Source organism: Mycolicibacterium neoaurum ATCC 25795, assembly GCF_000691525.1.
Taxonomy (GTDB): Bacteria; Actinomycetota; Actinomycetes; order Mycobacteriales; family Mycobacteriaceae; genus Mycobacterium; species Mycobacterium neoaurum.
Genome location: NZ_JMDW01000015.1, coordinates 93,016 through 106,747, shown reverse-complemented (window position 1 = coordinate 106,747; position 13,732 = coordinate 93,016). Strand labels below are relative to the sequence as shown.

The 13,732-nt window shown below is 67.4% G+C and carries 10 protein-coding genes; 6 read left to right on the top strand and 4 right to left on the bottom strand.

Annotated elements, in window-relative coordinates; genetic code table 11:
- Nucleotides 1-72: 72 nt before the first annotated feature.
- Nucleotides 73-2,352, top strand: coding sequence for an isocitrate lyase ICL2 (gene aceA / locus IC40_RS0121310; protein ID WP_030136705.1), 2,280 nt, complete (start codon nucleotides 73-75; stop codon nucleotides 2,350-2,352).
- On the opposite strand, the gene IC40_RS0121305 is transcribed toward aceA, so the two are convergent.
- Both IC40_RS0121305 and IC40_RS28485 read right to left on the bottom strand, forming a co-directional pair.
- The gene (locus IC40_RS0121305) at nucleotides 2,349-4,685 is read right to left on the bottom strand and encodes an esterase-like activity of phytase family protein (protein WP_030136704.1); all 2,337 of its coding nucleotides are present in this window, start codon (nucleotides 4,683-4,685) and stop codon (nucleotides 2,349-2,351) included. The two genes, aceA and IC40_RS0121305, sit on opposite strands and share 4 nt — an antisense overlap.
- A gap of 132 nt (nucleotides 4,686-4,817) precedes the next feature.
- A complete protein-coding gene (locus tag IC40_RS28485; protein ID WP_157837333.1) occupies nucleotides 4,818-6,548 on the bottom strand; it encodes a hypothetical protein in 1,731 nt (576 codons plus the stop codon).
- Nucleotides 6,549-6,957: 409 nt separating this feature from the next.
- Between IC40_RS28485 and IC40_RS0121295 the strand changes: the two genes are divergently transcribed.
- Nucleotides 6,958-7,575 carry a VldE C-terminal domain-containing protein gene (locus tag IC40_RS0121295; protein ID WP_169740079.1) on the top strand — a complete coding sequence of 206 codons (618 nt, stop codon included), beginning with the start codon at nucleotides 6,958-6,960 and terminating at the stop codon, nucleotides 7,573-7,575.
- 4 nt (nucleotides 7,576-7,579) lie between these two features.
- Here the strand turns inward: IC40_RS0121295 and IC40_RS0121290 are convergent, their stop codons facing one another.
- Nucleotides 7,580-9,271 (bottom strand): alkaline phosphatase family protein, encoded by a 1,692-nt coding sequence (locus tag IC40_RS0121290; RefSeq protein ID WP_234411598.1) that lies wholly within the window; start codon nucleotides 9,269-9,271, stop codon nucleotides 7,580-7,582.
- 573 nt (nucleotides 9,272-9,844) lie between these two features.
- On the opposite strand from IC40_RS0121290, the gene IC40_RS0121285 reads away from it, so the two are divergent.
- Together IC40_RS0121285 and IC40_RS0121280 are read left to right on the top strand one after the other, a co-directional pair.
- The gene (locus tag IC40_RS0121285) at nucleotides 9,845-10,777 is read left to right on the top strand and encodes a lytic transglycosylase domain-containing protein (RefSeq protein ID WP_030136700.1); all 933 of its coding nucleotides are present in this window, start codon (nucleotides 9,845-9,847) and stop codon (nucleotides 10,775-10,777) included.
- A 44-nt stretch (nucleotides 10,778-10,821) separates the two neighbouring features.
- Nucleotides 10,822-12,198, top strand: a complete 1,377-nt coding sequence (locus IC40_RS0121280) for an FAD-dependent oxidoreductase (protein WP_030136699.1) — start codon at nucleotides 10,822-10,824, stop codon at nucleotides 12,196-12,198.
- 30 nt (nucleotides 12,199-12,228) lie between these two features.
- Here IC40_RS0121280 and IC40_RS27905 read toward each other — a convergent pair whose 3' ends face one another.
- Nucleotides 12,229-12,384, bottom strand: coding sequence for a hypothetical protein (locus IC40_RS27905; protein ID WP_157837332.1), 156 nt, complete (start codon nucleotides 12,382-12,384; stop codon nucleotides 12,229-12,231).
- Nucleotides 12,385-12,615: 231 nt separating this feature from the next.
- Between IC40_RS27905 and IC40_RS0121275 the strand changes: the two genes are divergently transcribed.
- Both IC40_RS0121275 and IC40_RS0121270 read left to right on the top strand, forming a co-directional pair.
- Complete coding sequence (locus IC40_RS0121275; protein ID WP_030136698.1) at nucleotides 12,616-13,395, top strand: hypothetical protein; 780 nt, start codon at nucleotides 12,616-12,618, stop codon at nucleotides 13,393-13,395.
- Complete coding sequence (locus tag IC40_RS0121270) at nucleotides 13,392-13,727, top strand: hypothetical protein (RefSeq protein WP_030136697.1); 336 nt, start codon at nucleotides 13,392-13,394, stop codon at nucleotides 13,725-13,727. Before IC40_RS0121275 ends, IC40_RS0121270 begins: the two co-directional genes overlap by 4 nt.
- Nucleotides 13,728-13,732 lie beyond the last annotated feature (5 nt).

Sequence of the window (13,732 nt, the reverse complement as noted above, 5' to 3'; positions counted from 1 at the left end):
AACTCGCCTCCGGTCATGATCCCGCACCGCGATAATCGAGTGGTCCGCAGAGGCTCGACGAGGAGCAGATAGATGGCCAGCAGCGCCGACACCACATCCGATGAGCAGTTCTCCCAGGATGTGGCCGCCACCCAGGAGTACTTCGACAGCCCGCGCTTCGACGGCATCACCCGGCTGTATTCGGCCCGCCAGGTCGCCGAACAGCGCGGCACCATCCCCTCGGACTATCCGGTGGCGCGCGAAGCCGCCACGGCGTTCTATCCGCGACTGCGGGAACTCTTCGAGCAGAAGAAGAGCATCACCACCTTCGGGCCCTACTCGCCCGGCCAGGCCGTGACCATGAAGCGGATGGGGATCGAGGGCATCTATCTCGGCGGTTGGGCGACCTCGGCGAAGGGGTCGATCAGCGAGGACCCCGGACCCGATCTGGCCAGCTACCCGCTCAGTCAGGTACCCGACGAGGCGGCCGGACTTGTCCGTGCGCTGCTGACCGCCGACCGCAACCAGCAGTACCTGCGGTTAAGGATGACCCCCGAGCAACGTGCCGCGCAACCCCCGATCGACTACCGGCCGTTCATCATCGCCGACGCCGACACCGGCCACGGCGGGGATCCGCACGTACGCAACCTGATTCGGCGTTTTGTCGAATCGGGTGTCCCCGGCTATCACATCGAGGACCAGCGGCCGGGCACCAAGAAGTGTGGTCATCAGGGCGGTAAGGTTCTGGTGCCGTCGGACGAACAGATCAAGCGGCTCAACACTGCTCGCTTCCAGCTCGACATCATGCGGGTGCCAGGCATCATCGTCGCGCGCACCGACGCCGAGGCGGCCAACTTGATCGACAGCCGGGCCGACGAGCGTGATCAACCGTTCCTGCTCGGCGCGACCAATGTGAAGATCCCGCCGTACAAGGCCTGCTTCCTGGCGATCACCCGACGCTTCCACACCCTCGGTATCACCGAACTCAACGGGCACCTGCTCTATGCGTTGCCAGAGGGGGAATACGCGGCGGCCGAATCCTGGTTGGAGCGCCAGGGTCTGCTCGACGCGGTGGCCAGGGCAGCCGAGTCCTACCGGCCGGGCCAATCCGTTGATGCGCTGTTCGACGAGGTGGAATCGCAATTCGTCCAAGCGTGGCAGGACGATGCGGGGTTGGAGACCTATGGCGATGCCGTGGCCGAACTGTTGGAGTTCCGGGAACGCGAGGGCGAGAAGGCCGAGATGAGCGCCGCCGAGTGGCGGGAGTTCGCCAAGACCGCCTCGCTGTACGCCGCACGCGAGAAGGCGAAATCCCTCGGTGCGGACGTGGTGTGGGACCCCGAACGGGTGAAGACACCGGAGGGCTACTACCAGATCCGCGGCGGCATTCCCTACGCGATCGCCAAATCGCTTGCCGCGGCACCATTTGCCGACATCCTGTGGATGGAGACGAAGACGGCCGACCTTGCCGACGCCCGCGAGTTCGCCCACGCGATCCACGCGGTGTACCCGGACAAGATGCTGGCTTACAACCTTTCACCGTCCTTCAACTGGGACACCACCGGTATGAGCGATGACGAGATGCGGGCCTTCCCCGAGGAGATCGGCAAGCTCGGCTTCGTGTTCAACTTCATGACCTACGGCGGACATCAGATCGACGGGGTGGCCGCCGAGGAATTCGCGACCGCGTTGCTCCAGGACGGCATGTTGTCCCTGGCCCGACTGCAGCGCAAGATGCGCCTGGTCGAATCGCCCTATCGCACACCGCAAACCCTCGTCGGTGGTCCGCGCAGCGATGCCGCGCTGGCCGCATCATCGGGGCGCACCGCGACGACCAAGTCGATGGGCAAGGGATCCACCCAACACCAGCACCTCGTGCAGACCGAGGTGCCCAAGAAGCTGCTGGAAGAGTGGCTGGCCATCTGGGGCGAGCACTACCAGCTCAGCGAGACGCTGCGGGTACAGCTGCGGCCGCGTCGCGCCGGTTCCGATGTGCTGGAGCTCGGCATCTACGGCGACGGGGAGGACAAGGTCGCCGATGTCATCGTCGATCCGATCAAGGATCGGCACGGCCGCAGCATCCTGACGGTGCGAGACCAGAACACCTACGCCGAGAAACTGCGCAAGAAGCGCCTGATGGACGTGATCCACCTGTGGCTGATCCATCGCTTCAAGCCCGAGATCGTGTACTACGTGACGCCCACCGAGGACAACATCTACCAAACCGAGAAGCTGAAGAAGCACGGCCTGTTCAGCAATGTGTATCAGGAGGTCGGCGAGATCATCGTCGCCGACGTCAACCAGGCGCGCATCGACGAATTGTTGTCTGCCGACCGCGCGGCACTGGGCCGGCTGATCCGCAAGGAGGATTAACCGAGCGCCTCGCGGGCCGGGCCGAGGTTGAGCAGCACCGTCTCACCGGTGCCGGCTTCGGCACCATCGTTGTCGGTGACGACGTAGACATTCCCGTTGCCTGCCACGGCGAAGCCCTCGACCTTTTCCTGGATGAATCCCTTGGTGGCCGCCAGGTCGGGAAGTAGGTCGCGGGCGAGTGTCTTGGGCAGCACCGGCGGCTCGGCGGTACCGACCGCACCGGGCCCGGCGGGCAGTTCGACCCGGTAGATGGCCTTCACCCTGGCCTCGGGACCGGTGTGGTTGTCGCGCTCGAGGACCAGCAACGCACCGTCGTGTACGACGATCTCGGACAGGCTCATCCGATCCCCGTCGGCCTCGGCCGGCTCCAGCCGGTAGCCGAACCAATCCCACTGCCGGTTCGCCGGGGTGTACCGGCCCAGGCGCACGACTCCCGGTGGATCACCGGCGATCTCGCGCTGCAGGGTCACCCAGATCGTCTCGCCGTCGATCGCCACCCCCTCCAGGCCCTGACCGGCCAGGCCCGCGGCGACCTCGGCGGGCAACCGCACGTGATCCTTGATGGCACCGTCCGGCGCGACATTGACCAACTCGTTGCCGCCACCATCGGGCCCCTCCACGGCCAGCACATAGCCGTCGGGACGCACCACCAGGCCCTCGATGTCCAGGTTCGCCGGTGATCCGTTCTCGGTGATGGGCAGTTCGCTGTCGATCAACGCGGGTGTCTTGGACAGGTCGATGCTCAACACTCGCGCCGGCCCGTATGCGCCGTCGGTCGCGGTGAACAGCCGGTCCGCAGCGGCGGGGTCGGCCGCCAGCGCACCGAGCGCGCCCCAGCCGATGGGCGTCCCGTCGAGGTCGCCGGAGACGACGGACGGGAACATGGGCCTGCCGGCATCGATGCCCGCGTAGGCACCGCCGTATCCGAAGATCGTGATCGCCGAACGCACGCCGTCATCGGCATCATCGGCCTCCGAACAGACCACCAGCAGATTGCGCGACGGGATCGCCAGGATGCCCTCCGGGCCGGCGGCGGTCGGCAGGATCTGGCGGAACGCCGGAGCCTTCGGGTCACTGACGTCATAACCGGCCACGAAGTTGCTCCGCTCGGAGCCCACCAACACCATCGGCCGCCCGCCGATCTCGGTGCTGATCAGGCCTTCGGGTTCGGAGCCCCTCGACTCGGCCCGCGATTCCACGTGCATCCCGGTGCGGACCGCGAGCTCTTCCAGCGAATTGCCGGCGTCCCAGGTGATCTCGCCGGTGGCGGCGTCGAACACCGTCCAGCCTCGGGTACCGCCCTTCCAGTCACCCTCGTTGGCCGTGACGACATGATCGTCACCGATCCAGCCGATGGCGTCCGGTTCGCGCGGCACCGCTGCGATAGACCCGCTCTGGTCGATGGTGCCGTCCTCGTGGGTGTCGACGCCCTCGACGGTCTGGGTGCCGGCGTTGAAGATCGAGGAGACGGCGCCGGTGTTCCCGTCGATGATGGCGATGCCGTTGTTCTCCTGCAGCGTCACCGCGACCTGTCCGCGCGCGTTGATGCTGACGTACTCCGGTTCGAGATCCTGCGGTGTGTCCAGACCGGCAGCGCGGGCCTGCTCGATGTCGAAGTCGACCCGGCGGGTCCGCCACTGGGCGGGCCCGCCGGCCAGGGTCAACAACTGGACGAATCCGGTCGGCGGCTGCGGGAGGTCTCCTTCGGCACCATCGGGTGGCGCGGTCTCCTCGTCACGCTGGTTCTCCATGGCGATCGCCGCGAAGCTGCCATCCGGGCTCAGCGCGATCGAATCTGGCTGTCCACCGAGATCGATACTGCGCACCCGGGTCCGGTCGGCGACCCGGATGACGTCCACCCGTCCCGACGGGTTGGTGCGATCTGCCCCGGTGCCGTCGACGACCACCAGCACGAACTCCCCCACCGCGGTGATCGATGTCGGCCGGTCGTCGGCACCGCCGAGGTCCTGTAACGAAACCGTCCCCCTACCAACGGGGTTGAGCGGATCGCTGATGTCGACGAAGCCGATGCGCTTGGCTGCGGCATCGGTGTAGATGACGGTGTTGCCGTCGACGCTCGCGGTGCCGATCTCGGCCGCGGTCTCGGCCGCCGGGTCCGTGCCCGTCGGCCGGTTCAGATACACCGGATAGGTCGCCAGCCGGTGGTAACGCTCCGATTCCGGCAAGGCGAAGTTGATCGGAGAGGTGGCGCGTTGCGCCTGCGGACCGAGTCGGCCGTGATCATTGCGTCCCGAGTCGGTGGAGCACGCTGCGACGAGGACGGTGACTGCCGCGACCAGGGCGGTGGCTCGGAACAGACCGGACGTGGTCATGGGCCCCCCGTGTTCGATTCGGCGCCAGGCGATCGTGACATCGCCGGATGTAGGTCCAGTGTCACTCAGCTGGCCAACGAGAAAGGGCCGACCCTTGTTCCGCGGGTCGGCCCTTCTCACATGTGCGATCGGTCAGACGACGTTGCCGCCGACGTTGCCCGGTCCGCCGCCGGGACTGCCGCCCTGGCCGGGATTGCCGTTGGACTGGCCGCCGTTGCCACCGTTGCCGCCGAATCCACCGAAGTTGCCGTTGCCCCCATTACCGCCGCTGCCACCGGTGCCGCTGTTGAAGCCGCCGTCACCGACGCCGTTACCACCGTCGCCGCCGCGTCCGCCGCCGGTCAGGATCCCCCGGCCGTTACCGCCCTGGCCGCCGGCGCCGCCGGTGCCGCCTTCGTTGTTCTTGGTGCCGTTGCCGCCGTCGCCACCGCGACCACCGCCGAAGAGCACCAGGCCGCTGCCGCCGCCGCTGCCGCCGGCACCACCGGTCCCGGCACCGGTCTGCGATGTCCCGTTGCCGCCGTTGCCGCCGCGCCCGCCGCCGCCGACGATCGCGTTGCCACCGCCGCTGCCGCCTGCGCCACCGGTGGCGTTACCGGACGTGGCCGTCGCGTCACCGCCGGTGCCGCCGTCGCCGGCGAACCCGAGTTCGACCACACCACCGGTGCCACCGGCACCACCGACGGCCGAACCAGTCTCGGACGCAGTCGCCGAGCCGCCGTTGCCACCGCGGCCGGGCGCGTACAGACCCTGGCCACCGTTACCGCCGGCACCACCGGTGGCGGTCCCACCGATGACATCTTCGGTTCCGGTCGCGCTGCCGCCGGCGCCGCCGCCACCACCGGCACCGAGGATGCCCGCAGTGCCACCGTCGCCGCCGGCGCCGCCGACCGCGTTCAGACCTTCCGCACTGCCGCCGTCACCACCGGCGCCACCGTTGCCGACGAGCAGGCCCGCCTGTCCGCCGGCGCCACCGGCACCACCGACCGCACCGGTGTTGGTGAGATCACCGTTACCGCCGCGACCGCCATCACCGAAGATGAGGCCACCGCGACCGCCGTCACCACCGTCGATCCCGCCGACACCGTCGCCGCCGCGCCCGCCGTTACCCAGCAAGCCGGCGTGACCGCCGTTGCCGCCGCCGAGGCCGCCGTCGCCGCCGTTGCCGAGCAGACCGCCCTGTCCCCCATCGGCGCCTATGCCACCGGCGCCGCCGTTGCCGAAGAGCAACCCGCCGCGGCCACCGTTGACACCGGCCGTGACCGAGGTGAAGCCGTTGCCGATGAGCAGGCCGCCATCGGGATTGGCCGCGTCACCGTTGCGGACGAAGAAGCTGATCACCGGTATCCGGCCACCGATATCCCCGAGCAACCCGGCGATCGCGCCAGGCAGATCGCCCAGATTGGTCTGCGCGACCTGAAGCGAACCGTCTGCCGCGGCAATCATCATGGTGACCGGTGTGTCGCGGTCTCCACCCGTGCGTGCGACGGCGTCTGCCAACACCTCAGGCGTGAACTCGGGGGCAGCACCGGCCGCCGAACGTGCCGCGCCACCGGGCGCGGCGGAGAGGTCGTCGGCGTCGGTCGGGACGAACGTGATCAGGGTGCCACCGGAATCCGCCGCGGCCGGGGCGCCGGAATTCTGGGTACCGGCGCCGACCTGCGCACCATAGAGCGCATTCGGTGCCGGGGCGGGCAGCACTGCGGTCGCGGCGGCCAGCACCGGTTGCGCGTGCACGATGTGCGGGGCCGCGACGGTTGCCGAGCCGGCGAGGTCCGCTCGCTCACCATCCACCGAGACGACAGCCACTCCCGTCGTCGCCAAAACACCCGCTGCCAATGCCGAAAAGACTGTGCTGGGCACGTTTCCCACCGAAGCTCCTTAAGCTGACCCAATTTGCCGCGAGAAGTATGTCAGACATGCGCTTAGAAAACTCTCAGTTTGCGACACATTGTTCGAACGTGTTCCGTCGAGCGCTGCACGTCGGCCATTGACCGTTCATTTGTCGGGCGTCATCGCGCGAACCCTGCACCGAATCCCGTCCACCTCATTTTGCTGATCCGCGCGGCGCCACCGCGTCGTGTATCCGGCCCATCGGTTGCTGCTGCATCGACGCGACCCGGCGGTGCGGCGCCGGGTTGCGGTTCGTCCGGGCGAACTCGTGGGGTCAGTTCATCGACATTGCCGCGATCCGCCCGACGCCGGGTTTAAGGTGCATTCCGTGAGCAAGATCGTGTTAGCCGGCAACCGCGGCCGCTGGCTTGCGCTCACGATGTCGGTGGCGGTCTCGGCGATCGTGATCATTGCCCAGAACGCGGCGCCGCAGCCGCACCTCGCGGACACCGAGCACGGTGCGGCCGCCGCCGTGAACCCGACGGCACCGCCCGCCTTCCCCGCCCAACCCGGGCAGCGTGCCACCGAAGCCGAGTTGCTGGCGGCGTCGGCCCCTGTCGAACCGCGAGTTCTCGACTTTCCGTTGGACCCCGGCGTCGCCCCGGAGGGCGGGCTACAGGTGAAGACGATCTGGGTCGCTCGTGCCATCAGCATGATGTACCCGGAGATCACCACCATCGGCGGTTATCGGCAGGATGCACTGAAATGGCATCCCAGTGGTCTGGCGATCGATGTGATGATCCCCGACCACAACAGCGAGCAAGGCATCGAGTTGGGTAACCAGATCGCCGGACTCGCGCTGGCCAATGCAGAACGGTGGGGCGTCATACATGTGATCTGGCGGCAGGGCTTCTATCCCGGCATCGGCGCACCCAGCTGGACGGCCGATTACGGATCGGAAACCCTGAACCATTTTGATCACATCCACATCGCCACAGACGGCGGCGGCTACCCCACCGGCGACGAGTCCTATTACCTGGGTTCGATGAAATCCTGACGGGTCAGACCGCGATCGACGCCGGGCATTGTGCGGTGCCGGCCGCACTCGGATCGCCGCATACCGCGACCATCGTGATCAGCTGGTCCGGGTCATACGGGGTGAAGTCGGGTGCGGCGGGCGGCCACAGCGGGAAGATGCTGGCGCCGGTCACCCCGGTGATCCGCGCGACGATCTGCGCGGCGAAGTTGGTCACCACGTAGCCGAGGTCGCCGATGAACTCGACGGGCCCGACGGCCGCACCGGCCAGGAAGCTCACCAGGAAGATGTTCTGTCCGGCAACGGCTTTGAGTCCACCGACGATCCCGTCGACGATATCGACCAGGAAGTAGGGAATGGACGCGAAGATGGTGCGGACACCCAGCGCCACGTCGGTCGCGATATCCGGGTAGCCGTTCTTGCCGATGATGTCCTGCAGGGCAGCACGCAACGCGTCATCGTTGTCGATCGGCCGGACACTGTTGGTGAGCTCGGTCATCGAGGTGCCGTCGCTACCCGGTCGGACGGTGCCGCCGAACAGCGTGACAACGGTCGGGGTGACATCGACGATCTCATACTGCAGGTTGATCAGGGCGTTCCCGGGGCCCGATCCTCCGAATCCCTCACCCCGCACGACGACGAAAGTGCCTGTCTCGTCCGGGGATTGGAAACCGTGGCCGAGCCCTCGCTGCGGTTGATGGCCATGGTCGGTGACCAGGATGACCGTCCATGTCTCACCGTTCGCGGCCTCCCAGTCGCGGACCTGCTGCATGATCGCGCCCAAGTTGCGGTCGAAGTTGAGCAGCGCATCGGTGTACTCCTGCGAGCCGCCACCGAAGGCGTGTCCGGCCTCGTCGACACCGACGAAATAGCTGAAGACGAAGTTGGCGACATCACGGTCGGCGGCGGCGATGGTGGCACCGGTGACCGCACCGACCAGATCGTCGGATGCCGCCCAACTGGACTCCGGACCGATGTAGTGAATGGTGTCGGCACGGTTGGCCCCGGCCGCGGCGATGGCCGCGATGACGTCCCAGTTGGCGATGGCCGTGGTCTGGATACCGTTGCCGTGCGCACCTTCGAGCTGGTTGAACACCGTCGGGTAGTTGTCGTAGGTCCACGGCGTGAAGATGTTGTTGATCACCCCGGTCCGCTCACCCCAGAATCCGGTCAGGATCGAGGTCCACGACGGATTCGAGATGGTCGTGTGCCCGACGATGCTCGACGGCGCGGTGGTGCTCTCCTGGATCAGCGTGAAGAAGTTGGCGTTGGCGGGATCGGAGAGCACCTTGCTGAGATTCGTGCCGTCCACTCCGATCAGCAGGACGTTCTTACTCTCCGGCGATGCGGCCGCGACAGCGGTCGGAGAGGCGTTGCGGCGCATCGTATTACGTTCCAGTTCGTCGCGTACGGCGGCCAACGCTGCAACGGCGACCGCGGCCTGCAGCGGCGGTTGCTCCGGGTTGGTCTCGACGAGCGGCTGGCCGGTGGCTGCCGAGGCGAGTTCCGTCGGCGTCGTGGCCGCACCGGCACCGAGGACCGGCTCGGCGTTGTCGACGACGGTGGCCGGTGCGCTTGTCGGTGTCACCCGGTCGGCGGTCACGACCGGCGAACTGCTCGATGCGTCGCTCGGCTGCTCGATGCCGGTCTGCCGGGCGTCGGTGCGCTCGGCCGACGATGGCGCTTCGATGCCGAAGCCCTCGGCGGCCCGAGTCATTTCGCGGCGCTCCAGGACACCTGACGTCCCGGCCTGACGGGCCGATCTCCTGGCGGTCCTCTTCGATTCCGGCGCGGGCTCGGATTCTTCGGCACCCACCTGCCCCGAGGTGTCGGTCGGCTCCGTCGGCTCGGGATCTGGGTCCGAAGGCGTAGTCGGTCCGCCTGCGGTGGGTGATGCGGCAGAGCTCGTTTCAGAAGGGGACGCCTCCGAGGAACCCGATGTCGACGACCCGGCAGACGCGGAGGGCGAGGAAGAAGCAGAAGAAGTACTCGACGACGAGTCACCTGACGTATCGGCCGACGCCGCCGGCGCCCACCCCACCGCGACTCCCACCCCCAGTGTTACCGCCAACGCTCCCACTCGTCCGATGTGCGCGGCATATCCCATGAGAGTCCTTTCCGAAGCGATACCGATGCACCGCACCGAACTCCCAGCACTGACGTGCCGATGACCGCCGCTTGCTATGGTCGCCACATCGTTGTCACACGCTGCTCGGTGAAGCTGCATCGCAAATTACGCGACCGACACCTCCCGACGGCCTGGAATGCGCGACTTGGCCGGGCCGTGTCGATGTCGGTGGCTGTCGCCGGGTCGATGGCCGTGTTGATGTCAACCGTCGCCTGTGCGCATCCTCGGCGCCCGGCCCCGATGAGTCCCGCGGCCGTGAATCCCACCGTCACCGCACCGGTCGTTCCGTCGCGGCCACTTCCGGCACCGGCGACTCCCGCACAGCCTCGGCTGGCGGCCGACCCGGCGCAGATCGCCGACGAGCTGGTCGCCGACGAACGAGTGCTGCGTGACGACCGCAGGCCGGAGCAAATACTGCGGAACGCGGCGCGCCGCCAGCAGATGGCCTATCGAACCATCGGGCGGCATCCCGAATGGGATGCGATCGTTCGTCCACGCATCGCGACAGAGTTCGGCGCGGTCTACGACCTGAACATCACCGCCCGCCGCCATCTCGATGCGTTACTCACCACCGAGGCCAATTCGACTCTGCCGGCCTGGCGGATCGTCGCGCCAAAGCCCGCGGACGAACTGCTCCGCCACTACCGAGAGGCGGAAGCCGCCTCGGGCGTGGGCTGGAATTACCTGGCCGCTGTCAATCTGGTCGAGACCCGGCTCGGCAGCATCACCGGCACCAGCAGCGCCGGTGCGCAAGGTCCCATGCAGTTCTTGCCGTCGACATTCGCCGCGCACGGCCGCGGCGGAGATATCAACGACCCCCGCGACGCGATTCTGGCGGCGGGGCGCTATCTGGCGTCCAACGGCTTCGTCGACGATCCCGCTCATGCGCTGTTCCGGTACAACAACTCCGACGACTACGTGGCCGCCGTGCAGGCCTATGCGGCGGTGCTCGCCGCCGATCCCGTTGCGTTCGCGGGCTTCCACCGGTGGGAGGTGTACTACCGGACCACGGCCGGCGACGTGTTGCTCCCGGTCGGCTACGAACGACTCACCCCTGTTCCGGTCGTCGACTACGTCGCGGCGCATCCACAGTGATCCCGGTATCGGCCGATATCGTTGCACGACAGAGGAAAGGCAGCATGACGCATCTGCGAGTGGACCTGCTGGTCATCGGCTTCGGTAAGGGTGGCAAGACCTTGGCCGCGACGCTCGGCAAGCAGGGCCGCAGCGTGGTCCTGGTCGAACGGTCCCCGAAAATGTACGGCGGCACCTGCATCAACGTGGGGTGCGTACCGACCAAATCGATGGTCTATCGCAGTGAGCAACGTCGCCCCGACGAGGACGGTGTCACCGCTCATGCCGACGCGGTGGCGGCCACTCAGGCATTGACCGCGGATCTGCGCGCGGTCAACTACGACATCTTCGATCCCCTTCCCAGCGTCACGGTCCTGACCGGCGAAGCGGTCTTCACCGGGCCCGATTCGGTATCGGTGGGCACCGCCGACGGCGAGGTGACGGTCTCGGCCGCCGCCATCGTCATCGACACGGGCTCGGTGCCCGTGATTCCCGATATCCCGGGTCTTCGCGAGTGTCCGGTCGCCGTGACCAGCGCCGAATTGCTCGAGCGTGTCCCGCGGGCAGACCGGCTGGTGGTGCTCGGCGGTGGGTACATCGGCCTGGAGTTCGCATCGATGATGGCCGGCTTCGGGACCGAAGTGACAGTCCTGGAACACCATTCGCAGATCCTCAGATTCGAGGACGACGATGTCGCCGCGTCGGCGCGCGACCTGTTGGAGCGGCGCGGGGTGCGAATAGTCACCGGTGCGGCCATCCAAGAGGTCAGCACGATGGGCGGCGGGGCACGCGTGAGCTACTCGGTCGACGACCGCACCGCCGTCGCGGATGGTGACACCATCCTGGTCGCCCTGGGCCGGGTTCCCGATACCGCGGGCCTCGGCCTCGACACAGCCGGGATACGGACCGCCAGCAGTGGCGCCGTGGTGGTGGACGAGTTCCTGCGCACCAGCCTGCCGAACGTGTACGCCGTCGGCGATGTCAACGGTGGTCCGCAGTTCACCTACATCTCCCTCGACGATCACCGCATCGTCGTCGATCAGCTGACGGGCGCCGCGCATCCCCGCTCCACCACCCAGCGAATCGCCGTCCCGAACTGTCTTTTCCTGACGCCGCCGCTGGCCCGGGTCGGGATGACCGAGCGCGAGGCACGCCGGGCCGGTCGGGCCATCCAGGTGGCGGTCAGTCCGGTGGCGAAGCTGGCGACGGTGCCGCGGGCGCGCATCGTCGGTGAGACCGCGGGCCTGATGAAGCTGGTGGTCGACGCCGAGACCGACATGATCCTCGGTGCGGCCCTGCTCTGCCATGACGCACACGAGATCGTCAATCTCGTGTCGTTGGCCATGCGGCACCAGATCACCGCCACCGCGATGCGGGAGGGGATCTACACCCACCCGTCGATGTCCGAATTCTTCAATCAACTGCTGGGAATGCTGCGCTGACGGCGACTCGCCGAGGCTCCAATCGAGAGCTCAGGCCGCGACGATGGGACCGCCGGGCGTCGGCTCGGCGGGCTCCCCATGCGCCGCGGTCAACAACGGGGCACAGACCGCACATGCCTGCGGGCCGATCACCGGATAGCCGCAACCCGGACACAAACCGAGCCGCCGCTCCCCTGCATTTGTCATCGGGTTCCCTTTCGCCGACGCTCGCGTACCCCGTGCACGCATATTTCACGCCACGACCGTCAATAATTTCGCTCCGCGACCGAGTCCTCGTTTTATGCACCTGTGCGGCACATATTCGGGTGGCATCGGCGCGCCGGAGAGATTTTCGCACGGTGGTGACGCGAAAATGCAAATGTGGTTGATGATGCGAATGCGTCCAATGATGTAAATGTCACCAGTGGTGTGGATGTGATGACAGCCACGCCGGCGATCTCGGACTCACCATCCCCGGAGCCCGGCGATCCCGTCTCGGCAGCCGCCACCGCCGCGTCCGCCGACGCGAAGACCACCGAACAACAGCCCAGGCCGGGTGCTCGGCAGCCTTCCAGGCAGTGGTCCCTGCCGAAGAATCCGGTGACCCGACACCATGTGGACAGCGCAGGCCGGTTGGCCCGCGGTGTGGGTACCGCCCTGTTCACCGCCACCCGTGCGATCGCCGCATACTGCGCCGACCTTGTACGCATGACGGGTCGGGCGGTCGGTTCCGTGCCCGCGGCGCTACGCGCCATGGCGGTGCTGACAACCTTGATGTTGCTCGGCATCGTGGGATCGATCGCCTGGCAGGGCACGGCGGGTCTGCTCTGCTCGGTGGTGGTGATCCCGTTGTGTGCGATCGCACTCGGCGCGCTCGGCCATCGCCGGTACGGCAACGGCCACTCCCAGGCAGACCACACCGCGCAGACCGCGGCAGCCGCTCCGGTGGCCTCCGCGAAGGACCTGCAGCGCGCGGTGGACTACGTCGACCACAAGCTCACGCTGGCGCTGAACTCCTTCGGGGCCGAACGCCAGCAGGCGGCGATGATCGCACTGTTCCAGGCCAAGACCGCCCTGGAACTCACGCTCGGCACCGAGCAGACCGAGACGACGCCCATCGACGCACTGCTGCTCGCCGATGAGTCCGCGGCTCGCCCGCGCATCCGAGCGGGCGCCAAAACCGCTCTGCGGGAGAGCAGTTCGTTGGCGGCATCATGAACGGCCAAGTCGCCCATATAGAGGACGACTACACCCTCGTCATCAACCGAGGGGCCCAGGCCGGCGTGACGGTGGGCATGGTGTTTGCGGTCCACTCGGAGTTCGGTCAGGTGATCACCGATCCCGAGTCAGGGCGCGAATTGGGCCGTCTGATCCGGGAGAAGGTGCGCGTCAAGGTGTTCGACGTGCAGCCGCTCTTCGCGCGGGCTCACACCGTCGCCCGCACCGACGACGTCCACGGTCTTTTCCAGGCGACGGCCGTGGTCACCATCGACGTCGGTGACACCGTCGAACTGGTCCAGGCCGAGGCCGGACTCGCCGAGAGCGGTTAGCGCCG

Bases quoted from the DNA above. Each gene is read 5' to 3' on its own strand.
- aceA (WP_030136705.1), top strand. From the start codon at position 73: ATGGCCAGCAGCGCCGACACCACATCCGATGAGCAGTTCTCCCAGGAT.
- IC40_RS0121305 (WP_030136704.1), bottom strand. From the start codon at position 4,685: ATGACCACGTCCGGTCTGTTCCGAGCCACCGCCCTGGTCGCGGCAGTC.
- IC40_RS0121295 (WP_169740079.1), top strand. From the start codon at position 6,958: ATGTCGGTGGCGGTCTCGGCGATCGTGATCATTGCCCAGAACGCGGCG.
- IC40_RS0121290 (WP_234411598.1), bottom strand. From the start codon at position 9,271: ATGACTCGGGCCGCCGAGGGCTTCGGCATCGAAGCGCCATCGTCGGCC.
- IC40_RS0121285 (WP_030136700.1), top strand. From the start codon at position 9,845: ATGTCGGTGGCTGTCGCCGGGTCGATGGCCGTGTTGATGTCAACCGTC.
- IC40_RS0121280 (WP_030136699.1), top strand. From the start codon at position 10,822: ATGACGCATCTGCGAGTGGACCTGCTGGTCATCGGCTTCGGTAAGGGT.
- IC40_RS27905 (WP_157837332.1), bottom strand. From the start codon at position 12,384: ATGACAAATGCAGGGGAGCGGCGGCTCGGTTTGTGTCCGGGTTGCGGC.
- IC40_RS0121275 (WP_030136698.1), top strand. From the start codon at position 12,616: ATGACAGCCACGCCGGCGATCTCGGACTCACCATCCCCGGAGCCCGGC.
- IC40_RS0121270 (WP_030136697.1), top strand. From the start codon at position 13,392: ATGAACGGCCAAGTCGCCCATATAGAGGACGACTACACCCTCGTCATC.